Source organism: Marinomonas spartinae (genome assembly GCF_900089775.1).
GTDB classification, from domain to species: Bacteria; Pseudomonadota; Gammaproteobacteria; order Pseudomonadales; family Marinomonadaceae; genus Marinomonas; species Marinomonas spartinae.
Window position 1 is genome coordinate 87492 of sequence record NZ_FLOB01000004.1, and the last position, 26300, is coordinate 113791.

Sequence of the window (26300 nt, forward strand, 5' to 3'; positions counted from 1 at the left end):
ATTATGGATTATTAAGACTATGGCTGCACAACTTCCACTTGTTTTTCATCCCCATTACAGCATTCCTTTTCCGGCTGGGCACCGTTTTCCTATGCATAAATTTCGGCTCTTGGCAGAAAGGTTAAGGACGCAAGGTATTCTCACGCAAGAAAATGAGTATCAACCCTCACCATTATCCTTAACGACCTTAATGCAGGCCCACGACAAAGGTTATGTACAACGCTTTATTCGGGGGAAGCTCTCCAAGCAAGAAGAGAAAGACATCGGCTTACCTTGGTCCGAATGGCTGGTTGAACGAACATTGCGTGCTGTTTCCGGTACTCTCTTAACCAGCGAGTTAGCATTAGAGCATGGCTTGGCGTGCCATCTGGCAGGTGGAACACACCATGCTCAGCCTGCACGTGGTGCGGGCTTCTGTATTTTTAATGACTTAGCTGTTGCAGCATTAGCGTTAGTGAATTCAGGCAAGGCAAAAAAGGTGTTAATTTTAGACTGCGATGTACACCAAGGAGATGGCACCATCGCCTTCTTTAAAGACCGAACCGATATTGTGCCAATTTCTTGGCACTGTGAAGAAAATTACCCCACTCTTAAGCAAACTGATGGCGTTAATATAGCCATTCCTAAAGGGGCTGACGATGACTTGTATTTGTCCATTTTAAGGGAAACCTTGCCAAAGGCGCTTGCCGAACATCAGCCTGATTTTATCTTCTACGATGCAGGTGTCGACGTGCATCAAGATGATCGGTTAGGGCATATCAATATGACGGACGAGGGCATTCTAGAGCGGGATAAATACGTTATCCAAACGTGTATTAAACAAAACTTGCCCGTCGCTTGTGTTATTGGCGGCGGTTACGACCGACAAGAAGAGAAGGTGGCACGGCGGCATAGTCTAGTACATCAAGCAGCTCATTGGGTTTGGGAAAGGTGGGTATAGGGTCGACATCGGCGCAAGCATTTGTATAATTTAGCCCCAATGGCGAAAAAGACGGTGGCCAACCAGCGTTCGTATTTCGTGTGTTAAGAGGATTGCTATTTAAATAAAGGAATGAGTAATGGATTATAACATTTTTGGACTCAATCAATATCAAGTCAAATCTATACAACGTCAAGTGTCATTAATGAAATACAATGACCAAGTAAAACGTTACATTAGTTCAGTACTCTCTACGTTATTTACTGAAATCGATAAAATGCCTGCCATTCGTGGTGCTGGTGTGTGCTTTGTAGACTCAGATGATAATGTCACTAAGCTAAGGCCCGCAAAAAACAACCGCCATATACACAAAAAAATGTATGTGATTTTGAGGGAGCCTGTATCGTCCGTTGCGCCTAGTCAATTTGCCTCTTACCTAAGAGAAGCCAATGCCAAGGCCCGAGAGGAACAGTTTCACAAAGAGTTGTATAGTGCAATAGAAGCGTGTGGCCCCATTGTGATTGGTTGGATTGTGGTTGGTGCAACCGCTGCTGCTGCCCCTATATCGGGAGGATCCACTGGCATTATCTCCATGACGGTTGCTGCGGGGACGATTGCAGGAACCGCGTTGTGTGTAAATAGTGCAAATAGAGCACTAACTGCAGGTGTTGGGTACGGAGACTTACTGGACATGCTAGATCAAAATGAATGGTATCAAGAAACTATTTCTGCCTTAAATATTATTTCTTTAGCGGGCACGGCAGCGAGCTCAGTACAAATTTTTAGACATATTCGATCACTAAAACGTTTAGGTCACAGCTATATGGATATTTTAAAAGGGTTAAAGCGAGAGGATAGAGTTCATCTTACCGAGGAAATATTACGCTTGAAAAATCCCCATGTTAATAATATCGCCTTAAAGCGTATGATCCGTGCTGGTCGATATCCAGAAGCCTTTAGCAACTCTGTCTTTAGAGCCGATGTGATTCGAAATATTAAAGACGCTGTTTCTAATGCATTTAGTGTAGGAACTTCTTTTAAAAGTACTGCATCTAAGCCAAACTTAGCTAATCAACTAGCAATAGGAGTTGTTTCTGGAGAAAACTTATGAGCGACCGTGATTATACAGCATTGTTTCCTTCATGGGGGCAGTTTTTTGTTTTTAATCTTATATTCTATATCGGTATTTACTCGATATCGGTGACGAGCGTTTCATTTATCCATTATGTGTCAATAGACTATATTTTTGCTATTTCAATGTTCGTTTCTGTTTTTCTATTTTTTTTTAGTTATTTTATGTTTTTTGGTAGCTTTAAGGCTAGTGTGATTTTGTTTTTATCTCATACTCTTATTGCTATCGCTTCTCTGATTAAAATTTTTTTTGATAAAAATGATGAATTTTTTTGGTTTCAAATAAGTGTATCAGTGCTCTCTGCTTTTGCTTGCTTTTTATTGAGGTCATCTTATTTTAAAGAGTTTGTGGATTATAGAAAGCGTCATATTGCTGTGGTGAAGAAAGCGCGAAGAGGAGAGCTTTTAGATGATGGAGAGCCTTTTTATCGCGAGAAAATAAAAGATTCCTGATCTTGGGTTGAAAGATGAGAAGGTATTGATTCTTTGCGCTGCTGCAAGGGGGCCCTACCGAAAAAGTATTATTTTCTATTGTCATATAACTGCCATGATTCTCTTTTACTGTCTACTAGAGTCAGTTGGAAGTAGGCAGGTATGCAAAGTACGTTATCTGAATTGGCAGAACTACAACGTTTGTTGCGCTTGGATATTCCTGGCGTACGTCGTGAAACACTGGCTCAGCTTTCTGATGGCTCCGAGCAGTATCCCGTGGATGCTGTATTTCTTGGTAGTGATCGTCCCAATGTGCCTACTTTTCTGCTGGTGGGTGGGGTGCATGGTGTTGAACGTATTGGCTCGCAAGTGGTACTTGCCTATCTCAATTCTTTATTGCATCGATTGATTTGGGATCAACAATTACAGATGGTGCTGGATAATGTACGTTTTGTTTGCTTGCCGGTATTAAATCCTGTGGGAATGGCTCGTCAGCACCGTGGTAATGTCAATGGGGTGGATTTGATGAGAAATGCACCAATTGATGCATTTGACTCTATAACTTGGCCTTTTGGCGGACAAAGATTGACTCGTCATTTACCTTGGTTTCGTGGCGGTTTAGGGAAGCCGTTAGAAATGGAAGCCCAAGCCTTATGTGATCTAGTTGAGCGTCTTTGTGAGCAAAGTCCCATTGTGATGGCCTTGGATGTGCATTCAGGCTTCGGAACACAAGATCGTCTTTGGTTTCCTATGGCTGGTACTCGACAGCCTGTGCCTCATATTGCGGATTATTATGCGTTGAAAAAATTGTTAAAGCATAGCCATCCGAATCATCGTTATTTGCTTGAACCTCAGTCCCACCATTATCTTTGTCATGGTGATCTATGGGATTATTTGTATCTTAAAGCAAACTCTCGTCAGCAGACGTTGTTACCGCTTACTCTGGAGCTGGGATCTTGGCGTTGGGTAAAGAAAAATCCATTGCAATTGCGCTCCTTTTTAGGAATGTTTCACCCGATTAAACCCCACCGAGTAAAACGAGTGTTGCGAGAAAACCTCTATCTTATTGAGATTCTTTGGCGTGCCAGTGCCAATAGGGAGCAATGGTTGCCCAAAGAGTCGCAGCGCCAACGGATGCATAAAGTCGCCTTAAAGCATTGGTATCAAAATGACTGAACAGAGGTTAAAGAGCAATAGCGTGAACTGGCTTTTGTTGCGCGGCTTAGGACGAGATCGGCGTCACTGGGGAACGTTTCCTAGTCTATTGCAACAAAGGTTTCCTGAACATCGAATTTTGACACCGGATTTACCAGGAAATGGATCATTAGCGCACTTGAAAAGCCCTACCAGCATTGTCCAAGCGACTAACTATTATCGGTTATGGTTAAAAGAACAGGCTGTCGCAGGTCCAATAGCGTTAATCGGCTTATCCATGGGGGGCATGGTTGCCCTTGACTGGTTGAATCGTTTCCCAGAAGACATCTCATTTGCTTGTGTGATCAACACCAGCATGAAAGGGTGTAGTTTGCCTTGGCAACGAATGCGCTTAAGTGCCATGCTGCGTTTGCTGTTATCTGGACTGATTTCTAAAGCACAACAAGAGCATCAAGTTCGTTTATTAACAACCAATATGCAATCAAACCCACAAGCCTTGGAGCGACAATGGTGTGAGTGGGCAAAAGCAGCCTCCCCAGGATTTTTCAACCTTATTCGTCAGCTTTGGGCGGCAGCGAATTTTGAGATAGCCCATTTGACGCACCACAAAAAACTTTTATTACTTGCCAGTTCCTATGATCATTTGGTAAATAGCAGTGCCTCACGCCGAATTGCAGAACGTTGGAAAGTGCCACTGATAGAACATCCTCAAGCAGGCCACGACCTACCTCTAGATGATCCGCAATGGATCCTTGATTTGCTAATGGAGCAAAAGGATAAATGATCCATTAGAGACTTATCGCTATTTAAGGGTGATGACTCTTATTTTGTCAAACACCAATGGTCAGTACTCCTTAAATAGAAAAAGTCTTTGTTTAGATGAGTTGGAATAATTTAAAAGTATTTTCAATTTAGTTTTATATTTTCATGATTTTTTAACTTGCTGTTTGGTTATATACATCGATTTACCGGAGATAAGTGTGCGCCGTAACACCTTAATGGAATGGAATAGCAAAGATTCTTGGAAGGTCTTTTTGCTGCTTAGCATCATTTTTGTTGTATTTAGCGGATTGTTCAACCACACCGTCTGGACGCCAGATGAGCCCAGAGTGGTTGCTATTATTAAGGATATGTACCTTTCTGGTAATCTGATCATTCCGCATTTTGCGGGTATTCCTTTTGTGGAAAAGCCGCCATTGTTTTTTATCTATTGTGTGTCACTGATGCATCTTACTGGGTTAGATGCCTTGTTGGCGGCTCGATTAGGGCTGGGGGTGCTGTGTTTGGCCTCTTTGGCGATCACGTTTCGCTTAGCATGGCTCCTTAAAGGGAAAGAGTATGCTTGGCTAACCCTTGGGGTGTTGGCTTCCAGTGAAGGTTTTTTGCTGAACTTTCATTGGCTGCGAGTGGATGCCATGATGATGTTTACCTCTATTGCCGCTATTTGGGCCTTTGCAGAAGCTTACCTGCGTTTTCAATTGCGTTATGTGTTACTGGCAGGGGCATTAACGGGATTGGCATTTTTAAGCAAAGGTCCTATTGCCATTATCCTATGTATTGGGCCTGCTTGGCTGGTACTTTTTATTCGCTACGTCTATCTAAGGCAGCGAGGTGCCCATCAAAATGTAACATGGGGACGTGTGTTGTTCTTCCATATGATGGGGTTCATCATAATGTGTTTAGTGATCGCTGCTTGGGTGTATCCTTTTTATAAACAAGCGTCTCCAGCACTTTGGCATGCTTGGTTTTGGGATAATCAGATAGGGCGCTTAACCGGTTCTTCGACGAAAACCTTAGGTCATAACCATGAGGGTAAACCATTTTATTACGTTAGCAGTATTATAGAATATACATTACCTTGGTCTATCTTCTTTATTATTGGTTTAGCCTCTTCGATGAAAAGAGCTGTGACCCGGCACCAAGTGAATTGGCTTGATGGCTTTTTTCTCTTTTGGTTTTGCTTCGCCGTTTTTATTTTGTCCTATTCGGCAACCAAGAGACCCATGTATCTTGCGCCTTTAATGCCGTTGTTTGCCTTAATGATAGCTTCTGCGTTAATGACACTAAAAGGTAGATGGTTCGACTGGTATCGACGTGCCTTTTTGGTAATGATGATTGTCATTATCGCTGTATTTGCTATGACGCCTTTATGGGCTAAATACTTACCAAGTGATAACGTTCCACAAGCTCTTATGTTGTGGCTTTCCAGTTGGCAGGTGACGGCGCTGTGGGTGCTATTTGCTATTATTTTAATGATAAAAGTCGAAGTTACTCAGTGGCCTGCCTGGATTAAGTTATCATTAATTTCATCTTTATTTTTTATTGCCATTTTTCATCATGTGTTTATCGCCGTAGACATCGCTAAAGATATGAGGCATGACCTTAATACCTTTGTGAAGCAAATTCCGCAGGATAAAAGGGGGCGCACTGCTGGCATTGGCTTTTCAGAGACCATGTCGTCTATCTTTTATTTATATGACGATTGGTCTGTACCTATGGTAGATAAAGCCCGAGCACAACGCATTCTCGAGGGGAAAGACCGCCAATATGACTACTTGATCCTTGATCGAACGGGCTCCATTCAAGGCCCTATTCGTTATATGGGATTGCCTTCAAGCACCCCTTACCGTCTTTTATTGATAGGGCATCCGCGTAGCGATAAAAAACGCAGTGCTATTTTATGGTTAACAGGGGACGAAAATAAAACGCTCCCAATGGTGGAAGTGTCTGAAAAGGCGGTAAAACAACCTGCTAAGGCGAATTAAAATGGTGAAAACTTAAGGCAATTATCATTGGCTGTTGGGGCGAACTTGTCGTCACCATCAGCCAAATGGAGTGCTCTAGTTGTCATGATCCGTAAGCCAGCTGGCTCGGCTTAAACCATAGACGGCATGATCTACCACTTTACCATTGAGATTCTCTTCTCGAGTGATAATGCCTTCAAGCGTAAAGCCTAAACGCTCACAAACAGATCGGCTTGACTGATTGTCCTCTGCTGCGGAAATCTGCACTTTCTCCATATCAAGATCGGTAAAAGCCAACTCAATCAGCTTAGCAACCGACTTCGTGACAATGCCTTTTTTCTGATAATCCTTACTGAGCCAATAGCCGATCTCCACCCGTTTGAGACTATGGTCAATTGTATTGAAACTAATATTGCCGACCACTTCGCCTTCAAACAACATAGCACAGCTTAACGACTTACCATCTGCGTAATCGTGAAGAGCTTGCTTAATAAAGGTGAGAAAAAAATCCTCACTGTGCGCATGAGGTGGCCATGCCAACCACTGCCCAAGATAGCCACGTTGCTGGGTGACTATCCGTAGATACGCTTTAGCGAACTTGGGGTGAACAAGCGCTAACTCTAATCCTTTTTCTACTTCTAGTGAAAACATGGCTTTCTCTTTAGTTTTACTTAATCCTGAGAACATACAGCTTCAGCTGACTCGGGTGTCTAATTCCGCTATAAAGCGTTTTAAATGATTTGTCGCGTTTTTGTTTAAATCGCACGATTTAATCATATTGATCTATTCGCTCGAAAGACTATAATTCTATTGTACTTCCAAATATGAGAATTGAACATGAACACATTAACAGCAAATGACGCTAAACGAAATTTTGGGGAGTTACTTATGAGTGCTCAACGAGGGCCCGTGAAGATTAGCAAGAACAACAAAGATGCTGTAGTTGTAATGTCTATCAGAGACTATGAAGAGCTTGAAGCGATGAAGTCGGAATACCTAAAACATTGCTTTGAATCTGCCAAAGAAGACTTGGCTAAAGGCAATGTCGTTGACGGTCAAAGCTTTTTAAGTGCGCTATAATTATTGATATGCAGAGCAAAGAATACAAACTGAGTAACTTGGCTCAACAACACCTACGTAAAATTAAACACTATACTATCGATAATTTTTCCGAATCGCAGTGGGAAAAATATAGAGAAACCCTCTTATCTGCTTTTCAGATGTTAGCGGATAACCCTGGATTAGGCAGAAGCTGTGACGAGATATACCTCAATGGCTTTTATTTCCCTATTGGTAAACACAATGCTTATTTCATCAAGGAGAGTGGTTTCATTTTAGTTGTTGCCGTTTTAGGCCAGTCACAACTACCGCAAAATCACCTCGAATAGACCTTAATTCCTCCTAAGAATTAATACTTTACTTTCTAGCTTTGAGATCCCAAATAAGCCAGTTCGACGAAACGAAGTTGCGCGACTTTATGGAGTTTCAGCGTCGGTAAAAAATACCTTCTCACATATCCAAAAAACCAATCTATGCCTTACGATAAAAATCGTCTTGCTAAACCAGTATTAAACAAAATGAAGAAGACGTTTGGGCGAAAGCCCGATAAGAGACCTTTTGGTTGCTTTTATGGCTCTGGATAAAAGTTACCCGCTCAGCAGAGCGAAATAAGCTAGTCGCTCAAAACCATTGAGAGGAGGTTAGTCATCAAATTTAAAAAGGACAAGGCGCCACAAAGGCTACCCAAGCCTTGGTAAACGGATGTCGAAATTCTAAGCGATAAGCATGTAATAACAAGCGAGGGTCATTTGCATACTCTGGGTCGTAGAATTCGTCGCCGATGATCGAATGCCCTAGGCTTTGCATATGGACGCGCAATTGGTGAGAACGGCCGGTAAAAGGCACGAGTCGAACACGAGTCGTGTTGTCTTCATAGGCGATTTTTTCCCAATAGGTAATGGAGTCTTTGCTCCATTCGTCGGTACAGACAATTTGTCTGGGGCGGTTGGGCCAATCGCAGCGTAGTGGTTTGCGTACTTCGCCTCGTTCACCAAGAAGATGACCGCGCAGCATAGCGCGGTATTCCTTTTTAACGTCCCGTTCGCGAAAGTGGGCGTACATTCGCTTTTGGCATTCGTGAGTTTTAGCGACCAGAATTAAGCCAGAAGTGGCTTCGTCTAAGCGGTGAATGGCGAAGGCTTCGCCAAACTGCAACTCGGCTCTATGTAATATAGAGTCTAGCTTATCTGGGCCCCGACCGGGCACAGATAAGCAGTTAGCAGGTTTGTTGATGACGGCGAACCAATCGTCTTCGTAGAGTATCTCTAACACAGACGATTATTCCGGTTTGGTGGTCAAGATGATACGAATAGCATCCAAGCGGATTTGATGCTCGTCGATACGAGTCAAACCTTCTTGCATATTCGTTTCAAGACGCTGGATGTCGTCTTCTGTGATGGCATCATTAAAGGCTTTTAGCTCGCTCAAGCGCTCGATTTCATTTTGGCAGCGGTGTTGGTAAGACACTTTCGCAGCTTGAACAATAGGGCGAGCCTGATCTTGTGCATTGAGCTGATGAGCCTGTAGCACTTCAATCAGGTTGGAACGAAGCGCTGCTACCCATTGTTCGGCGACACGATTGGGGACGCCTTTGAGTTTTTCTGCCCATTTATCCGCAGTAAACTGTTGATGCAGGAATTTTCCATTAGAATCGGACAATTGCCACATAGGTGTCATGGGGAGCGATTGCGCGAGTTTCAGGCGTGGATGAGCTGTTGCTTCAATGACGAACATACTTTCTACCAACACCGTGCCTTCTGGTAGGGCGGCGATAGGTAAGATGGCAGACGTCAGTTTGCCAGAATCAAAGCCTTGTACTTCATCCATTAGCATGGTGATTAGAGGATGCTCCCAGGTGGCAAAGGCGACATCTTCACGCTGGCTTGCTTGACGACGGTTTAACATGAGCATTTTGCCTTCCTCTTCGATGCCTGGTAGAGCTTCTAGCATCATGTCGGTGGAGGGGCGAATAAACCAAGCGCTTTCATCTGGGTCACTGTTGATGCATTCCGCATGAATATTAAAGGCATGGGTGACATCTTCAATATAGTGATGCAGGCCGTGAATTGCTTGCTCGTTGATCTGTTGGATCAAAGCACGAGCTTGTTCTGGGCGACACGAGCTCATTTCTAATAGGCGATTACGACCTTCTTCCATTTGCTGTAATAGCGCTTCATGGTAGACCTTGGCTTCGTCCAGTAAGCTGAGATCGTCGTCTTCTCCTCGTAGGTAAGCGTGCAGCGTTTCACGGAAGGCTTCTTCTACTTTATCGCCCGCACTGGTTGTGCGACAAAAAGCATTAAGAGCGTTATGGAACCAATGGAATAGGCGTTCCTGAACGCTATTGGACAGGTAAGGGACATGGATTTGTACGTCATGAAGTTGTCCAAGACGATCCAAGCGGCCAATTCGCTGTTCTAACAAGTCGGGGTGTTCTGGCAGATCGTACATGACGATGTGATGGCTAAACTGGAAGTTACGCCCTTCAGATCCAATTTCTGAACAGACAAGAATTTGTGCCCCTTCTTCGTCGGCAAAGTACGCCGCTGCGCGATCACGGTGGATTAGTGGCATCTGCTCGTGGAAATCGGCACTTTGGAAGCCAGCAAAGGTGAGTTGATCATTTAGCCATTGGGCCATATCAGCGGTGTGACAAATCACCAGTATTTTATCGGCCTGACATTCTAGGAATTCTTTTAGCCAAACCCAGCGTGGGTCGAGTTCCCAGAGTCCGTCTTGCACATCCGTTTCGGGCTGAACATGGTGGTTGGCAGAAGCAAAGTGGTCGTTGTTTTCGAGCGGATAAGTGTGCAGGTAACGGTTTGGAAAGCCGCCCACAGCTGCCCTTGTGTTGCGGAACATTTCGCGGCCAGTACCATGACGGTCAATCAGCCAGCTAATGGCTTCTTGTGCTCCGTTCATACGGGCTTCACTACTTTGATCTAGATTAGCAAACCACTCTTTCGATTTAACCTGATCTAAATAGGGGGCGAAGGCGTTGTCCCAGTCTATCGACAGGTCACTGTTTTCTTCTTCCGTTAGAGGTAACAACATCTCAGCCAGCTCGGCTGCTTGTTTAAACTCTTTTTGCTGAGCTTGGTACTGCTCAAAATTATGGTAGCGATCTGCGTCCAATAACTGCAAACGAGAAAAGTGTTCACGCTCACCAGTTTGCTCAGGCGTAGCGCTTAGTAGTAGTAGGGACTCCGTTTTTGCCGCGAGACGAGCAACCACTTGGTAGCTAATACTGGGTGTTTCTGGGTGCCAAGCCAAGTGGTGAGCTTCGTCGACAATCACCATATCCCATTCTGCTTCCAGCATGTGTTGTGTCGCATGTGGATGCTGGCTAGCCCAATCAATTGGGGCGATAACAAAGGGTTGCTGCTCAAATGGATTGTCATCGCCTTCCATAAAGTCTTCATAGACGGCTTCACTGATCAAACTAAAAGGCTGATGAAAACGGCGCAGCATTTCGACCAACCATTGGTGTTGTAAGTTGGTGGGGGTCAAAATTAAGGCGCGTTTGCAAAGGCCATTTAATAAGCGTTGATGTAAAATTAACCCGGCCTCTAGGGTTTTCCCCATACCCACTTCATCACACAACAAAGCGCGTGCTTTTGGACGATTGGCAATATCGTGTGCTAGGTAGATCTGGTGTGGTAGCAACTCGGCTTTTAAGCCCATTAAACCACGTACAGGAGAGGCGGCGTTGTCGGCTTGGTGCTCCAGCGTATGGCGGCGTAGGTCGAACCACATGCGGCGAGCTGGTGATAGAGACAGGATGTAATCCAGCTCGTTTTTGTCGTTACGTGGGAATTGGATAACGGATTCTTCTAACCAGTCATCGTCGTCGCTGATACGATACTCCACCAGTCCGTCGATCTCTTCTACTTCCAATATCGTGAATGTTTCATCCTGATAAGAAAGTTGGTCCCCTGGAGTTAAGGTGCGGCGCACAAGGCTGGTTTGGTCATTTGAGTATTGGCGATCTGTTTCCGCATCGGGAAAATGCAATACAAAGGATTTGCTTTGTCTTTCTATGATCATGCCGACGCCTAGATCAGGTTCGTTACGGCTACTCCATCGTTGTCCAATTTGATACATAGTTACTCTTTGTCCGATTCGATTAATGTTAGGCTGCCTTGGCATAAATCCGTCAGCGTTTGCTTTTGTTCAGGCCAAGTTCGTTCAATAACGGCGAGGTCCATGACAATATTGTCACTAAATATTTTATTGTTTATCTCAATATCACTTTGTTCTAACCAGTATTCAACCTTGCCCAGTAAAGGGTAGGAGATAACTAATTGTACAGCGGATCGCGGATAAATGTGTTCGTGTTCTGTTTGGGTGAGCGCTTCTTGTACGGCTTGGCTATACGCTCTCACAAGGCCACCCGCGCCCAACTTGATACCGCCAAAATAGCGGGTGACGACAACGGTGGTTTCACCAAAACTGGAGTGTTGTAAGACGTTTAACATGGGTTTGCCCGCTGTGCCTTTAGGCTCGCCATCGTCGCTTTGATCCCACAGGTGTACGTTGTTTGGAGCTCCTGCAACAAATGCCCAACAGTGATGGTTGGCATCTGGGTAGCGCTGGCGTATTTCATCAAGAAAGGTTTTCGCCGCTTCACGACCTTTGGTTCGGCTGACCGTGGTAATAAACTGGCTATTTTTAATTTCAAGATCAAAGCGTTGTGTGTGTGTTGGGCTTAAGTAGTAATCCATGTAAACTGGCTTAATTCTTGTTTTCTCTATAAAAATAGTGGGTTTAATTTTCTATGTCAGATTGGCTTTGGCAATCCGTTTTGGTGTTATCGGGCTTTTGCGTTGGTGCCCTGTTGGTTTCTTGTGTTGCTGGCTACATTGTACAGGCTATGCGTCGTCAGTGGCACCTCACTCAAGCAAAAATGCAGCAACAAAATGATGAATTAGTGCGACTTTTAGAACAATCTAAGGATCATATTCATTATTTAGAGAAAGAATCTCTGACTTTAGAGCAGCAGTTTGCCGCAGCGCAGACGGTATGGCAGGAAAAAGAGTCCTTCTATCGTGAGCAAAAGCGTCAAAATGAGACGGAGTTTAAGCAGTTGGCGCACGAGATCATGATGCAGCAGGGACAACATTTAGCGAAGGAAAATGAGCGTCAACTAGGGTCGTTATTGCAGCCTTTGGGCTCGCAGATTCAAAAGTTTCAAGAGAGTGTGGATAAGAGTTATCAAGAAGAGGCGCGGGAGCGTTTTTCATTGGTGAAAGAAATAAAAAGCTTGCAACAACTGAATCAGAAAATTAGCGATGATGCGGTCAGTTTGACGTCTGCCTTAAAAGGGCAGAACAAGTTGCAAGGTGGCTGGGGAGAGGTGATTCTTGAGCGTATCTTAGAAAAGTCTGGTCTTGAGAAAGGCCGAGAATATGAGATCCAAGTCTCCCTTCAGTCGGAGGCAGGGCGACGTTTACAGCCTGATGTGGTGATTTATTTGCCTGAAGGTAAGCAAATTGTCGTGGATTCGAAGATGGTATTGGTCAGTTATTTGGCCTATATGGAAGCAGAAACCGAGGAGGAGCGTAATCGAGCCTTGAAACAGCATATGGATGCCGTACGTCGCCATATGAAGGAGTTGAGTGCCAAGGCGTATCACGAGCTGCCAGGTATCACCTCACTGGATTTCGTCTTGTTGTTTATTCCAATTGAGGCGGCTTTTGGTCTAGCGTTACAAGGTGATAACGGCCTATTCAGTGAGGCGTTTGAGCATAATATTATTATCGTCGGACCATCCAACTTGTTGGCCACACTTCGTACTATTCAAAATATTTGGCGCAACGAAAAACAAAGTCAAAATGCCATTGAAATTGCTCGTCAAGCGGGGGCAATGTATGACAAGTTTGTCGGTTTTGTTCAGGATATGGACGATATCGGCGGTAAAATTGATGCGCTAAATCGCAGCCATGATTCGGCGTTGAAGAAACTCACACTGGGACGTGGTAATTTGTTAGCTCGTGCAGAGAAGTTAAAACAGATGGGGGCGAAAACAACCAAATCTTTGCCAGAAGGACATCTTAATAAAGGAGGTGTTTTGTCCGTAGAAGAGCACGATGGGGATGTCTATGGTGATGAAGAGGGATTGTCATCTATAGAGGGTGGCGCTACTGAGCAAGCAGAGTACCATAATAGTTTGACTGATGAATCTGAAGTTGAAAGGGACAAATAGGGTTGAGTAGAACTTGCTCGTGGCGGCACGAGCAAGGTGGGTTTTGCTGGTTTTATTCTAAACCTTGTCCATTTCAGGTGATTGCCATAATACCGTCACTTTGTTGCCATAAGGTGCTGATTTCATGTCTAGATAAATAGCTTGGCTAAGGTGATGGAGTTGACGTCCTTCTGGAACCTTATCAAGTAAGCCAATCAGTTCAATGTCTAGACCGTCGGACAGATAATGCAGCTTAGTATGCTCGATATCTAAATAGTCTGTATGTTGGCGCAGTAAAAAACCTAAGTCTGCCATAATTTGGTGACGAGCAGGCAAATTTAAGTGAGGTGGTTTTTTATTGTCGGTATTTTGAAAACTGTCTGTTTGAACTTTATCGTCTGTATCGATATGCACCATAACATCCGCTACTTGAGGGTGGGCCTTTTGGATGGTGTAAGCAACTAAATCCCCAAGGTAATGGCCTTCACTGACACTGGCGTAGCTTGGTACATGAATGTGCATGTCCAAATAAATTTTACCTGCCATGGAGCGAGCTCGCACATCGTGCGGTGCCATGACGTTTTTTAAGCTATTTGCTGTGTCTTTTATTTGCGCAATGAGTTTAGGGTCTGGGGCCGTGTCCACTAATTCCGCGAGGTTTTCCCAAATCATTTCTACGGCCATTTTACCGATCAGTAACGCCACAACGATGGAAGCCACCATGTCGGCCCAAGCATAGCCGAAATATACGCCAATTAAACCGATTAATACCGCTACGGATGATAGGGCATCACTGCGACTGTGCCACGCATTAGCAATCAGCAATTTGCTTTGAATCTTTTCACCTGCGCTTTTGGTGTAGTGAAAGATGACCTCTTTAATGATGATTGTGGCAAGCAGCGCCGCTAATCCATACCAAGTAAATTCGGCTTGAGTGTGCGAGCTGATGGATTCGTAGCCAATGCCAAACGCCACGACGATCAGTACGATGCCAAGAAAGACAGTGGTAACGGTTTCAAAGCGTAGATGGCCGTATGGATGATTTTCGTCTGGACCTTGGCGTGCATTAGATGAAGCAAAATAGACAAACACATCAGTGACTAAGTCGGATAAAGAGTGAATGCCATCGGCGATTAAGGCTTGTGATTGTGAGAAGTATCCAGCGATGATTTTGGCGATGCCAAGCAGGCAATCCCAGATGGCACCGATGAGAGTGACTCGCTTAGCAATGCTCTGTTCTTGCAATAATTCTGACATAGATTATCCATGTAAGTCGGTTGAAAAATAGGTCTAGTGAGTACCACTCCATGGTGAACAGTATGGCGATTTGATGCATTTTTTTTGCAAATAGCCATGATGTCTAGCTTGGCGAATGTTCTCCCCAACCTTATCCACGAAATCTGTGGAAAAGGTTGGGCAGGTCAATAATCGTCTAGTCTCGCGGAATTTCAAACCATAAGCAAAATGAATCAAAAAACTCTCTCATGGTCAATGACATAAGTGAAAAGTTTGCATCCATGTCTGATAATCCGCCGCCTTGGGAGTCATTGAATGCGGCTTCTTTCAAGGCGTCGTCGAATTTTATCTTACGCAGTGTTAAGTCTTCATGAAGCACAAAACTTAATTTATCTGACCAGCGCAGAGCGAGGCTTTTAACGGCCATGCCACTCTCAAGATGGCGAGTCACATCTTCAGAAAGGGGTTCTAAGGCTTTAAAACGAATAGTGGCTTTGTCTTCTGAACCGTCTTGAATCTCGCACTCATCGCCTGTTTCCAGACTGGCTGGAACCTCATTTTTTGTCAGCCAATCTGTCATTAAGGAGGCTGGCGATACTTGTGCTTGCAGTGGTGTCATTGGGAAACTGCCCAAGGTGGTTTGCAAGTGTTTAAAAAGCTGCTCGGTCATGCTGGCGTTAGTGCTGTTGAGAACTAGAATTTTAGCTTGTAAATCAATGTAAGCCCAAATGTCTGTGCGTTTAGAAAAGGCCTTGGGACGAAGGGTAAAAACCAGTTCGTCTTTCATATCGGACTTTTCTTTACGACCGACTTTACGACCTTCAATTAATTCAATCTCAGCGACTTTGGCTTCCAGCTCTTCACGCACCACCGCAGAGGGTAGGACTTTCTCTTCCTTACCGGCACGGAACAATACGCAACGATCACTGATTAGGCTCCATTGCTCACTGTTGCGAATCAACGGTAACCAACCGAAGGAGAACTCTTCTTGTGATCCGCATTCTTTTAACGGAAATTCAGGGATTTTGTCGATAAGCTCATTGGTATCCAGTGATTCTGTGTCTTTTAGCTGAAATATTTGGGCGTTTTTGAACCACATAGTTTAGTCTCTCACGGCTTCTTTAAAATGTTTACGGCACACAGAAAGATAGCGGTCATTGCCGCCAATTTCTACTTGGGCGCCTTCTTTTACTGGGATGCCTTGTGCATCAAGACGAATCACCATGGTGGCTTTGCTGCCGCAATGGCAAACAGTTTTTAATTCAATCAGTTTATCTGACCAAGCGAGGAGGGCTTGGCTGCCTTCGAACAGTTCACCTTTAAAATCAGTGCGAATTCCAAATGCGAGTACAGGAATATTGAGTTCATCGACCACATCGCTGAGTGCCTGAACCTGTTGCTTACTGAGAAACTGAGCCTCGTCGATTAATACGCAACTCAATGGCCGCTCTTGGTGAGTCTGTTGGATCTGAGACCATAAATCAGACTTTTGATTGAACACTGCTGCGTCGGCTTGAATACCGATGCGCGACGCAATTTGACCTTGTTCGTAGCGGTCATCGATGGCGGCGGTTAATAACATGACTTGCATTCCTCGCTCTTGGTAGTTGTGCGCAGATTGCAAGAGAATGGTTGATTTGCCTGCGTTCATCGCAGAATAGTAAAAATACAGCTTGGCCATGGATCGTCAGTTGTTTTCGTCTTGTTTAGTGGGCGATGGAGTATAGCAAACAGTGAGGCTGAATCCGCTGCTATGCATAAAAAAGTAACGTAAAAGTTATTCAGCGGTTTGCTGTATAACTTGTTCGTTGGGTGTCGCTGTTTTATTGGTTTTGCTCTTTTTTTCTTTATTATTTTTGGCTTTACTGAGTTTTGCTTTAGAAAAAGATAAAGCAATCTGCATCGTAAGCCATTCTGCGCGCTTTACATCATTTAATTCACACAATTGATCCAGTTTGTCGATGGTGTCTTGATCAATGACCAGCTCCAAGCGTTTGAACCCTAGTGCTTTCTCCTTTTCTCTTTGAATACGCTTATTTATTTTTAATTGATCTTTTCGGTTTAGAGGTTGCTTTCTCGGGCGTCCCCGTGAAGAACCGAATAAATCAATGGTATTACGATCAGATGACGCTTTTGCCATGGTTCTACTTCATTCATTCTTGGGTTATTGCAGTGTATATGATTGCTTAGCGGTTGACGCAAAGACGAAAACACCGGACTTAAACATTGGGTTGCTATTATCTTTTAATTTGTCATTTAAGGCAAAAGTGCTTGCTAGGAGATGCGAGCGTGTTGCTCATGAAGTATACGAAGTATGTTACTACTAAAAAGGCAGCCTAGATAACCAGACTGCCTTTAATGAGCCATTTCTTACTAAGTTTAAACGTTGAATTTGCGAGTAATGTTAGTTACTGCTCGCTTGCTTTGCCTTAGCTTCTTTTGCCGCTTGTTGATTGATGGCAATAAAGTCCAGCAAGATATTAGACGCTTCTTGCGCATAAGGGTCGCGTTTGTCTTTTTTGGGATCGATATCGTCGAGGGATTTCACAGGCTTTAAGCCCAAGGCTTTACGACGTGTGTTTTCGATGTTTAGATCCTGTTTTTTAATCGCGGCTTCTTCTGCCTTACGTGTTTTCTCATTCAAAGAAATGACTTTGTAGCGTTTTTCCTGTTCTTTATACGCTTTGATCTGATCCTCAAGAGCAATAAAGTCTGGATCATGCTTGATTCGCTCTTCATGACGTTTTTCTAGAAGTGGGTCATAGGCCGCCATATCCCAGTAAGTTGGGTATCGAGTAGCGTGAATTTTATCCCAAGGTAGTGGGTTTTTCAGCGCACTTTCACCAATTTTTTTGGTGTCAATCAACGAAGGGAAGGCGATATCAGGAATCACTCCTCGGTGTTGCGTACTCTCGCCAGACACACGGTAGAATTTAGCCTGTGTCACTTTTAGTTGGCCTTTATCCATGTCTTGTAGGACTTGGACGGTACCTTTACCAAAAGTGCGGCTACCAATAATGAGGGCTCGTCCATAATCTTTTAGTGCGCCCGTTACAATTTCGGATGCTGATGCGCTCATGCGGTTTGTCAAAACAGCCATTGGACCACCGTAAGCGATTTTACCATCGGTATCTCCCAGTGCGGTGACGTGGCCGTTTTTGTCACGGATCTGAACAATAGGGCCTGCTGGAATGAATAGTCCTGCGATGCCAACGGCTTCTTGTAGAGAACCGCCACCATTGTTACGTAGATCCAAAATTAACCCGACAATGCCTTCTTTCTTCAATTCTTCAATAAGCTTTTTCGTGTCACGGGTTGAGCTCTTATAGTTTTTGTCACCGGCTTGGATGGCTGCAAAATCTGAATAGAAGGTTGGAAGGTGAATAATACCTATTTTATAGGTTTTTCCGTTGCGTTTGACATCAATGATATCTTTTTTGGCAGACTGGTCTTCCAGCTTGACTTTCTCACGGACAATGGTAACGATTTTGCTGGTCTGGCTGCCTTTGCTTGGGATGATTTCCAATCTTACTTTAGTGCCTTTAGGGCCTCGGATCATGTCTACTACATCGTCAAGGCGCATACCAACCACGTCAACCATGGGTTTACCTTCTTGGCCAACGGCAATGATCTTATCGTTCGGCGCCAGTTTGGTTTGTTTAGCCGCTGGGCCACCAGGAATCAGACGAACAATTTTGGTGTTGTCATCATCGGCTTGAAGAACCGCACCAATACCGTCTAAGGACAGGCTCATATTGATGTTGAAGGTCTCAGAAGCACGTGGTGCAAAATAGCTTGTGTGTGGGTCAAGAGTGGCGGTAATCGCGTTAGCGAAAATTTGAAAGACGTCTGTTGAGTCTGTCTGATCAAGGTGGTGGATTTGATTTTTATAACGGCGAGTTAAGGTTTTGATGATTTTATTGTTATCATCACCATTCATTTTTAGTGTCAAGGCGCTATTCTTGATACGTTTGTACCAATAAGTATCCAATTCTTTTTCGGTTTTTGCCCATTTACGTTTATCAGGGTCGTTTGGGAGAGTGTCGTTTTTGGTATAGTTAAAGTGCTTAACCATGTCTGGAATGTGTTTTTCTAGATAGTTAAGACGGCTATCGACACGTTTTTGGTATAGGTTGTAAATCGTGTAAGCGACTTGTGTGTTGCCTTCGCGTAGCGCGTCATCAAAGCTGTCTTTATAGCGAGATAGCGTCTTGATGTCGCTTTCTAGGAAAAAGCTTTTTGATGGATCCAAATCATCAATATAATACTTGAAGGCCATTTCCGAGATTCGATTGTCGATTATCGGTTTACTATAGTGCTCGGTTTCAAGTTTGTTAAACAGTTGCTTTGCTACTTCGTTGTATACTGGTAAAGGCTTCAGTTCTGTATTAGCAGAAGCTTGCACCGACACAAAGAGAAAAGCTGTTAATAGGCAAGACAAAAGGCGTTTATAATTCATCCGGTGTGGGTTCTCTTAGTCTGTTTTACGTCATTGATTAAAATCATATTAGACACGGAGCAGTAAGGCTAGCCTATCCGCTAATAAAGTCACTTTTTTTAAGGTATTGTCCTTTAGAGAAATTATGCAACATTCTAGTTTTAATCAGTCACTGTTATCTTTCCTTCACTCCTCTCCCACTCCTTTTCATGCTACTGATAGTATGAGGCAAGTGTTGCTTGAAAATGGTTTTATTGAACTGTTTGAGCAAGACGATTGGTCTATCGATGTGGGTGGAAAATACTTCGTTACTCGTAACGAATCTTCTCTGATCGCGTTTACTATGCCACATCAGAATGTTAACCGAACTGGTTGGCGTATGATAGGGGCCCATACAGACAGTCCATGTTTGAAGTTGAAACCCAATGCCCATGTTAAACGTCATGGTTATCATCAGTTAGGTGTAGAAGTGTACGGCGGTGCTTTGTTGCATACCTGGTTAGATCGAGATTTATCGCTTGCTGGCCGCGTTACTTTTAAAACCAACGGTGGCGATATTGTCAGCCGTCTGATTGATTTCAAAGAGCCAATTGCTGTGGTGCCTAATTTGGCCATTCACCTTAATCGTCAAGCCAATGAAGGGTTTAAAGTGAATCCTCAAGAAGAGCTTTTGCCAATTTTAAGTGGTGTTGATCAAGAGTTGGATTTTCACATTTTGTTGGCCCAGCAGATTGAGCAGCAGCACCCGAAGTCTGATGTTGCGTCAATTTTAGACTTTGAACTGAGTTTATACGATACGCAGCCACCAGCTTTGGTGGGATTGCATAAAGAGTTTATCTGTTCCGCACGCTTGGATAATTTATTGAGCTGTTTTGTCGGCATGAAAGCCTTGTTGGATTCTCAAGAGGCTTGTCCGAGTTTGCTTGTTTGTACGGATCATGAGGAGGTGGGTAGCCTATCGGCTTGTGGTGCAAATGGCCCCTTCTTAGAAGATGTGCTGCGCCGTTTGTCACCAACCTCAGAGCATTTTGTGCAGTCTATTCAACGTTCTATGATGATTTCGGCGGACAATGCCCATGCATTGCATCCTAATTATGCTAGCAAGCATGATGGCAATCATGCCCCAAGCATTAATCATGGTGCTGTTATCAAGGTGAATAGTAATCAGCGTTATGCGACAAATAGTGAAACCGCTAGTATTTATCGCGATATTGCTGCTGAAGAGGGCTTTGAGGTACAAAGTTTTGTTGTTCGTAGTGATATGGCCTGTGGGAGTACCATTGGACCTATTACGTCGGGAGAAATCGGTGTGCCAACCTTAGACATCGGATTACCTACGTTCGGTATGCATTCGATTCGTGAATTAGCGGGCAGTCATGATGCTTATGGATTATATAAAGTATTGGCTCGCTTTACTGGTCGTAAAGAGTTGATTGCTAAATAAGCGATTTGACCCACTAAGCCATAATGTATAAAAAACGCCGCAGAAATAATTTTGCGGCGTTTTTTTTGTTTATTTAGTAAACGTTTGCTGATGTCTATTTGAGACTAGAGGGGTCTTCTACTAACCATTTATCAAGCGAAACAATTTTGCTTTCGTTCAGATCACCCACAGCTTCATCTAACTTCAATTTTTGGATTACGAAGTTGTAACGGTATTTTTGATAATCACTGATCGCGGTGTATAAGTTGGATTGTGCTTGTAGTAGTTCAACAAGGTTACGAGTCCCTACTTCATAGCCCGCTCTGCTGGCCTCTAAAGCACTGCGACGAGATTTAATAAGCTGTTGTTGTGCTTTTACTTGGGCCACTGAGGTCTGTAGTTTTAAGAAGGTATTGCGGATATTCAGTTCAATACCCTGTAGTTGGCTAGCTCGATTTTCGATGGCGGCATTGGCCTGTTCTGACGCTTGGCGTACAGAGGCATTGATGGCACCACCTGAGTAAAGAGGGATACTGACTTGTAAGCCTACAGAAGACTTATTAGTGGCACCATTCGGTGATTGAGCCATTTCTGGGTCGTTGTTTGCGTCGCTACGTGAAATGGAGCCGACTAGACTCACTACGGGCGTACGACCACTGGCTTTTTTCAGGTCAATATTGTTTTGTGCTTTTTCAACAGCAATATCTAAGATGTGGAGCTCTTTGTTGTTTTTAATCGCCTTTTGGATCAGTTGGTCAACTGTGACGTTAGGGTCCAGTTTGATTGGGTAGTCCTTAGATAGCTCAGGAATATCGGTAATAACTTTGCCTGTACGTTGTAGTAAGGCTTTTTGTGCATAAGCGACATCTGATCTGGCTGTCAGTTCTTGTACTTGAACCGCATCGTAGCTTGCTTTAGCGTCTTGCAGATCGGTAATGGATTTTAAGCCTACATCATATTGCTTTTGGGTTTGATCAAGCTGGCTTTTGGTACTTTTTACTTGCGCTTCGGTTGTTTCAAGAGTGGCCTGCGCGATCAATAGATTGAAAAACTCTGTCATTGTTGTTAATACCAAGTTTTCCTTGGTGTTGTCATAACTCACGCCGGCGCTTTGGTAACCAAGTTCAGTGTTTTTAACGCCATAGCTAAGGGCTGGTGAGTAGATTGGGTAGCTTAAGTCTAATCCGACGCTGTTTGACCGAGTGTCAACTGTACTGCCAGCAGGTGGGTGGGTTTTAGCGTACCCAAGGCTGCCTGTCGCCTTGATATTGGGATAGAGGTTACCTTTAGTGACAGTAACTTGTTCTTTATCTGCTCGGTAGGTGGCTTCAGCGGCGCGAAGGCCTGGATCGTGATTAAGAGCAAGTTTGTACACGTCATACAGACCTTCTGCATGAGAAGCGGTACTGCTCAAAGTGGCAACGGTAATCAGAGATGTAATAATATGCTTTTTCATGGATTTTAGTAGGCTCGTAGTATGAAATACAGTTATATTACCCTAAGCAACCATAAGATGGCAGTGGGCGAAATAGTATATCTATTATTACCCATTACCATATCACTAAGTGATACCACAATTAATCGGTCAATATGCGATATTGTGTGGGCTTTGTGGGTATATAGACTTCTGTTCGTTTCAGTTTAGGTTTTCATTCGTTTATCTTAACAGTATAAAAAATCGTTTTGGATTCATTTGCTGTTAAGGTTCCGGTCAATTGAACACTGTTAGCACTGTGTTTTTTAATCTCTCCGGCTGATGGGCTTTCATCTTCCACGCTGTTAATAACTCCTCGTGTGTGCTGTGTTAATAAAAATGACCTAGGCTCATTGGAATGATTTTTAAGGGTGAGCTTCCACTTTTGGGTGGCTGGTAGTTTTCTTGACGAGGCGTGAACCAGCGTCAGCTGGCCCGTCATATCAAGATTGTTGTTGGTGGTGATGTGAAGTGTTTGTTTAGCTCGTGCTAACGGAATAGAGACACTATCACTTGGAATCAAAAGGCCGTCTCGTTGCCAATAGGTTTGGTAGCTACCAGGTAAGCTTGCTTGCTTAAGTGTAAACGTCAAGCTGTTTTGAAATTGTAGCTCTGTTGTGTCTGCTACTGAAGCGCTATAAACAGTTGCTTCACTGATGCTTTTATCGATACTAACGGTTTCTTTGCTAATTTGTGTAAGTAAATGAGTGTTAGGCGGTAGAGTTATCTCCTTAATCGGATAAGTGACTTCGCTGTCTGAATAATCCACGTGTCTATCAGTGCTGGCATTCATCATTAAGGTGGTATTGCGCTCAGTTTTAAATAAAGGCGTTTTTGAATGGGCGTAATGCAGCAGGCTGTTTTTAAGGGTGATCGTATTGGTTGAGCGGTTTTCAATGTTTGCCATATTAATAATGGAAATGTGATCTTTATTGATGATCAAAACTCGCTTTGGTGACCAGCTTAGTTGATTAGACTGATAGCTTATTTTACCTCGGTAACTGTCCTTCTTAGCGCCTGGGGTGCTTGAGTCGCTAGGGTTTTTCTGTTGTGGAATGAGGTAAAAATCATTAATAGGCAGTTGGGTTTTGTGACCGTCTATGTCTAACGTAAAGGTTAGGTGGCTGGCATTTATCTTCGTCAGCTTACCAGAGTAAGACAAGTCACGTTGTTTGCTGTCTACCTGTACGGTTTGACCAAGTGCTTTAGACCAATTTGGAAAGTTTGATTGAATGGATTGAATAAGAGGGTGAAAGTTCTTATCCAAAGGGAGCAATGATCCCGAAATTGGGTTAAGGGATAGGTCCGATGAGGTTCGTGTGTTTTCTGTCACTTGGCTGTTATTAAGACCAATGACCGCTCTTAGAGGCTCCGAAATGGCGTTGGTTGTTCCTAGCGTCAATAGTGAAGTGATACCTAAAACAATGACTTGCTTCTTCATAAGTTCCTTCTTGATTGCTTATATGGTTCATGGGCGTATTAGGTAAGAGGTCGTGCTCAAATGCAGAGCGTGCTAATCTTGCCCTCGTAAATAGTAACGAATTTGTGAATAAGATAAAGGGTTTGGCGTGGAAAAGCGATTATTGATTGTCGATGGTTTAAACCTAATTCGACGCCTGTATGCTGCACTTGAGTCTGAGCAAGATATGGTTAGGCGTATAGAGAGAACGCAAAGTATTAGTATTGATGCTTTGATGAAGTTGATGCAGCAGTTTGCTCCAACTCATGCCGTTGTTGTGTTTGACTCCAGCGGAAAAACATGGCGTCACAAACTTTATCCAGAGTATAAGTTGGGGCGTGTACCAATGGATGATGCCTTACTCGATTCTCTCAATGGGTTCGCTAAGGTGTTTCGATATAACGGCATCCATTGTCTTCGTTTGGCAGGTTGGGAAGCGGACGATGTCATTGCGACTCTTGCATTTAAGTCTGCTAAGCAAGAGGTGAAATCCTATATTGTTTCGACGGATAAAGGCTTTACACAGTTATTAGATAACGAGTTTATTTTGCAATACGATTACTTCGCTAAGTTGGGTTATGACAAGGTTTGGGTACCTGGTAAATATGGTGTCGAGCCATCTATGTTGACGGATTATTGGGCATTGGTTGGAGATACGACCAATCGGGTACCGGGAGTAAAAGGTATTGGTCCAAAAACGGCTCTCTCTGTAATGGAAAAGCATAGAACTATTGAAGAAATCTACAACAACTTAGTGGATTACCCTGCACGTACTCAAAGCCTTCTTTCTGGAGGGTATGAGCAATGCCTACTGTCACGTCAGCTTGTGGCATTAAGAGTGGATGTTAATATCGGTGTTCGCCTTTCTCAGTTAGCCTATTTGCCTTGATTTGGGTTCTCCGACGTGAAGTTTGGTCGCTCTCTTTTATGTGTACAGCAGACAGTAGATTATGCAGATAGAAGGGATGTTTTGCCGCTATCAAACCTCTGATCATAAAAGATATTAAATCACCCTTACTCCTTGGACTTAAGGGGATTATAATGGTCGCATTTTTCACGAACCGGATAAAAGAGATCATTATGTCTGAGGTAAGAACACGTATTGCGCCTTCACCAACTGGTGACCCTCATGTAGGTACGGCTTATATTGCTTTGTTTAATATGGCCTTTGCCAAAAAAATGGGTGGTAAGTTTATTTTACGTATTGAAGATACTGACCAAGTACGTAGTACGCCTGAATCTGAGAAGATGATCTTAGACGCATTACGTTGGTTAGGCCTTGATTGGTCGGAAGGGCCTGATATAGGCGGTCCATATGGTCCTTATCGCCAGAGTGAACGTGGTGATATTTACGGTCAATACGCCCATGAGTTAGTTAAAAAGGGCCATGCTTTTTATGCATTTGAAACAGCAGAGGAGCTGGAGCAAATGCGCGCCGAACAAAAAGAACAAGGTTTAATGCAAAAATACGATGGCCGTGCGCTATTGTTGAGTGAAGAAGAGGTTCAGGAAAAGTTAGCGGCTGGTGTGCCTTATGTTGTTCGCATGAAGATCCCAGAAGAGGGAACCTGCGTTGTACAAGACATGTTGCGTGGCTCAATAGAGATTGATTGGGCTCAAGTTGATATGCAAGTGCTGTTAAAAGCAGACGGAATGCCGACTTACCACTTAGCGAACGTTGTAGATGATCACTTAATGAAGATCACCCATGTGATTCGTGGGGAAGAGTGGATTAACTCTGCACCTAAGCATATTTTGTTATATCAATACTTTGGTTGGGAAATGCCGACACTTTGTCATATGCCATTGTTGCGTAACCCTGATAAGTCGAAATTATCAAAGCGTAAAAACCCAACCAGTATTTTGTATTATCAACGCATGGGCTATATGGCGGAAGCGGTCATTAACTACCTTGGTCGTATGGGGTGGTCTATGCCGGATGAACGCGAAAAATTCTCTCTAGACGATATGATTGAACACTTTGATATTCAGCGTGTCTCTCTAGGTGGCCCCGTTTTTGACGTTGAAAAATTGAGCTGGCTAAATGGCGTATGGATTCGTGAAGACCTTACGCCAGAGACTTTTGCTCAAAAGTACGTTGAATGGGCATTAAATCCTGAGTATTTAATGAAGATCTTACCCTTGATTATCCCTCGAGTGGAAACTTTCTCTGATGTGGCCGATGTTGCTGGCTTCTTTTTGAAAGGTATGCTGCCCATTACGAAAGAAGACTTTGTGTCGGTCAAAATGGAAGAAGAGACATTACGTAAAGCGATGCAGTTTGCTTTGTGGAAACTAGAAGCATTAAAGACTTGGAATAAAGATGCCATTTTTAATGAACTGAAAGTACTCGCTCAAGCCATGGATATTAAACCGAAGGATTTCTTTGCGCCCATATTTGTGGCTATTTCAGGCACGACGGCGTCGGTTTCAGTGTTTGATTCTATGGATATTCTTGGCTCAGATATTTCTCGAGCTCGTATGCGGACTGCGGTCAATGTGCTGGGTGGCCCCTCTAAAAAAGAAGCAAAGCGTTGGGAAAAAGAATACGCCGCTTTGTGATTGAATCCTTGATGCTAGCGTTGTAGAGGTTTAGATAGCAAAAAGCCGATCTGATGATCGGCTTTTTTATGTGTGCACTACTGT

At 43.7% G+C, this 26300-nt stretch carries 23 protein-coding genes; 12 read left to right on the plus strand and 11 right to left on the minus strand.

Annotation, left to right across the window (positions count from 1 at the left end; translation table 11 throughout):
* Positions 1-19 precede the first annotated feature (19 nt).
* The 6 genes from MSP8886_RS10365 to MSP8886_RS10390 all read left to right on the plus strand — a co-directional run bounded on the left by MSP8886_RS10365 (position 20) and on the right by MSP8886_RS10390 (position 6402).
* Entirely contained in the window at positions 20-940 is a 921-nt protein-coding gene (locus MSP8886_RS10365) for a histone deacetylase family protein (RefSeq protein ID WP_067016097.1), read from the plus strand.
* A gap of 118 nt (positions 941-1058) precedes the next feature.
* On the plus strand, positions 1059-2030 hold the full coding sequence (locus tag MSP8886_RS10370) for a hypothetical protein (RefSeq protein ID WP_067016102.1): 972 nt from the start codon (positions 1059-1061) through the stop codon (positions 2028-2030).
* Complete coding sequence (locus MSP8886_RS10375; RefSeq protein ID WP_067016105.1) at positions 2027-2503, plus strand: hypothetical protein; 477 nt, start codon at positions 2027-2029, stop codon at positions 2501-2503. The genes MSP8886_RS10370 and MSP8886_RS10375 overlap by 4 nt, the downstream gene beginning before the upstream one ends.
* Before the next feature lie 141 nt (positions 2504-2644).
* Positions 2645-3658, plus strand: a complete 1014-nt coding sequence (locus MSP8886_RS10380) for a DUF2817 domain-containing protein (RefSeq protein ID WP_067016108.1) — start codon at positions 2645-2647, stop codon at positions 3656-3658.
* Positions 3659-3680: 22 nt separating this feature from the next.
* Positions 3681-4421 carry an alpha/beta fold hydrolase gene (locus MSP8886_RS10385; RefSeq protein WP_175365299.1) on the plus strand — a complete coding sequence of 247 codons (741 nt, stop codon included), beginning with the start codon at positions 3681-3683 and terminating at the stop codon, positions 4419-4421.
* A 196-nt stretch (positions 4422-4617) separates the two neighbouring features.
* Positions 4618-6402 carry an ArnT family glycosyltransferase gene (locus MSP8886_RS10390; protein ID WP_067016114.1) on the plus strand — a complete coding sequence of 595 codons (1785 nt, stop codon included), beginning with the start codon at positions 4618-4620 and terminating at the stop codon, positions 6400-6402.
* A gap of 75 nt (positions 6403-6477) precedes the next feature.
* On the opposite strand, the gene MSP8886_RS10395 is transcribed toward MSP8886_RS10390, so the two are convergent.
* Positions 6478-7032: a GNAT family N-acetyltransferase gene (locus tag MSP8886_RS10395; RefSeq protein ID WP_067016117.1), complete on the minus strand. Its 555-nt coding sequence runs from the start codon at positions 7030-7032 to the stop codon at positions 6478-6480.
* Positions 7033-7218: 186 nt separating this feature from the next.
* Between MSP8886_RS10395 and MSP8886_RS10400 the strand changes: the two genes are divergently transcribed.
* Together MSP8886_RS10400 and MSP8886_RS10405 are read left to right on the plus strand one after the other, a co-directional pair.
* Positions 7219-7461 carry a type II toxin-antitoxin system Phd/YefM family antitoxin gene (locus MSP8886_RS10400; RefSeq protein WP_067016120.1) on the plus strand — a complete coding sequence of 81 codons (243 nt, stop codon included), beginning with the start codon at positions 7219-7221 and terminating at the stop codon, positions 7459-7461.
* An 8-nt stretch (positions 7462-7469) separates the two neighbouring features.
* Entirely contained in the window at positions 7470-7769 is a 300-nt protein-coding gene (locus tag MSP8886_RS10405; RefSeq protein ID WP_067016123.1) for a type II toxin-antitoxin system RelE/ParE family toxin, read from the plus strand.
* 325 nt (positions 7770-8094) lie between these two features.
* Here MSP8886_RS10405 and MSP8886_RS10410 read toward each other — a convergent pair whose 3' ends face one another.
* The 3 genes from MSP8886_RS10410 to MSP8886_RS10420 are packed head-to-tail and all read right to left on the minus strand — an operon-like array spanning position 8095 to position 12164.
* A complete protein-coding gene (locus MSP8886_RS10410) occupies positions 8095-8712 on the minus strand; it encodes an RluA family pseudouridine synthase (RefSeq protein ID WP_067016126.1) in 618 nt (205 codons plus the stop codon).
* A gap of 6 nt (positions 8713-8718) precedes the next feature.
* A complete protein-coding gene (gene rapA / locus MSP8886_RS10415) occupies positions 8719-11544 on the minus strand; it encodes an RNA polymerase-associated protein RapA (protein ID WP_067016128.1) in 2826 nt (941 codons plus the stop codon).
* A 2-nt stretch (positions 11545-11546) separates the two neighbouring features.
* Entirely contained in the window at positions 11547-12164 is a 618-nt protein-coding gene (locus tag MSP8886_RS10420; RefSeq protein ID WP_067016131.1) for a YigZ family protein, read from the minus strand.
* A gap of 53 nt (positions 12165-12217) precedes the next feature.
* Here MSP8886_RS10420 and MSP8886_RS10425 point away from each other — a divergent pair, with 53 nt between their 5' ends.
* Positions 12218-13645 (plus strand): DNA recombination protein RmuC, encoded by a 1428-nt coding sequence (locus MSP8886_RS10425; RefSeq protein ID WP_083200906.1) that lies wholly within the window; start codon positions 12218-12220, stop codon positions 13643-13645.
* Positions 13646-13702: 57 nt separating this feature from the next.
* On the opposite strand, the gene MSP8886_RS10430 is transcribed toward MSP8886_RS10425, so the two are convergent.
* The 5 genes from MSP8886_RS10430 to MSP8886_RS10450 all read right to left on the minus strand — a co-directional run bounded on the left by MSP8886_RS10430 (position 13703) and on the right by MSP8886_RS10450 (position 19319).
* Entirely contained in the window at positions 13703-14881 is a 1179-nt protein-coding gene (locus MSP8886_RS10430; protein WP_067016134.1) for a cation diffusion facilitator family transporter, read from the minus strand.
* 175 nt (positions 14882-15056) lie between these two features.
* Complete coding sequence (locus tag MSP8886_RS10435; RefSeq protein ID WP_067016137.1) at positions 15057-15959, minus strand: recombination-associated protein RdgC; 903 nt, start codon at positions 15957-15959, stop codon at positions 15057-15059.
* Between the two features lie 3 nt (positions 15960-15962).
* Entirely contained in the window at positions 15963-16541 is a 579-nt protein-coding gene (locus MSP8886_RS10440; protein ID WP_067016140.1) for a thymidine kinase, read from the minus strand.
* A gap of 96 nt (positions 16542-16637) precedes the next feature.
* Positions 16638-17000: a LexA regulated protein gene (ybfE, locus tag MSP8886_RS10445; protein ID WP_067016144.1), complete on the minus strand. Its 363-nt coding sequence runs from the start codon at positions 16998-17000 to the stop codon at positions 16638-16640.
* A 264-nt stretch (positions 17001-17264) separates the two neighbouring features.
* A complete protein-coding gene (locus MSP8886_RS10450; protein ID WP_067016146.1) occupies positions 17265-19319 on the minus strand; it encodes a carboxy terminal-processing peptidase in 2055 nt (684 codons plus the stop codon).
* 124 nt (positions 19320-19443) lie between these two features.
* Here MSP8886_RS10450 and MSP8886_RS10455 point away from each other — a divergent pair, with 124 nt between their 5' ends.
* Complete coding sequence (locus MSP8886_RS10455; RefSeq protein WP_067016147.1) at positions 19444-20742, plus strand: M18 family aminopeptidase; 1299 nt, start codon at positions 19444-19446, stop codon at positions 20740-20742.
* A 94-nt stretch (positions 20743-20836) separates the two neighbouring features.
* Here the strand turns inward: MSP8886_RS10455 and MSP8886_RS10460 are convergent, their stop codons facing one another.
* Complete coding sequence (locus MSP8886_RS10460; protein ID WP_067016152.1) at positions 20837-22177, minus strand: TolC family outer membrane protein; 1341 nt, start codon at positions 22175-22177, stop codon at positions 20837-20839.
* Positions 22178-22370: 193 nt separating this feature from the next.
* The gene (locus tag MSP8886_RS10465; RefSeq protein ID WP_067016155.1) at positions 22371-23636 is read right to left on the minus strand and encodes a hypothetical protein; all 1266 of its coding nucleotides are present in this window, start codon (positions 23634-23636) and stop codon (positions 22371-22373) included.
* A gap of 127 nt (positions 23637-23763) precedes the next feature.
* Here MSP8886_RS10465 and xni point away from each other — a divergent pair, with 127 nt between their 5' ends.
* Together xni and gltX are read left to right on the plus strand one after the other, a co-directional pair.
* Positions 23764-24543 (plus strand): flap endonuclease Xni, encoded by a 780-nt coding sequence (gene xni, locus MSP8886_RS10470; protein ID WP_067016158.1) that lies wholly within the window; start codon positions 23764-23766, stop codon positions 24541-24543.
* Positions 24544-24734: 191 nt separating this feature from the next.
* Entirely contained in the window at positions 24735-26216 is a 1482-nt protein-coding gene (gene gltX, locus MSP8886_RS10475; protein ID WP_067016160.1) for a glutamate--tRNA ligase, read from the plus strand.
* Positions 26217-26300: the final 84 nt, after the last annotated feature.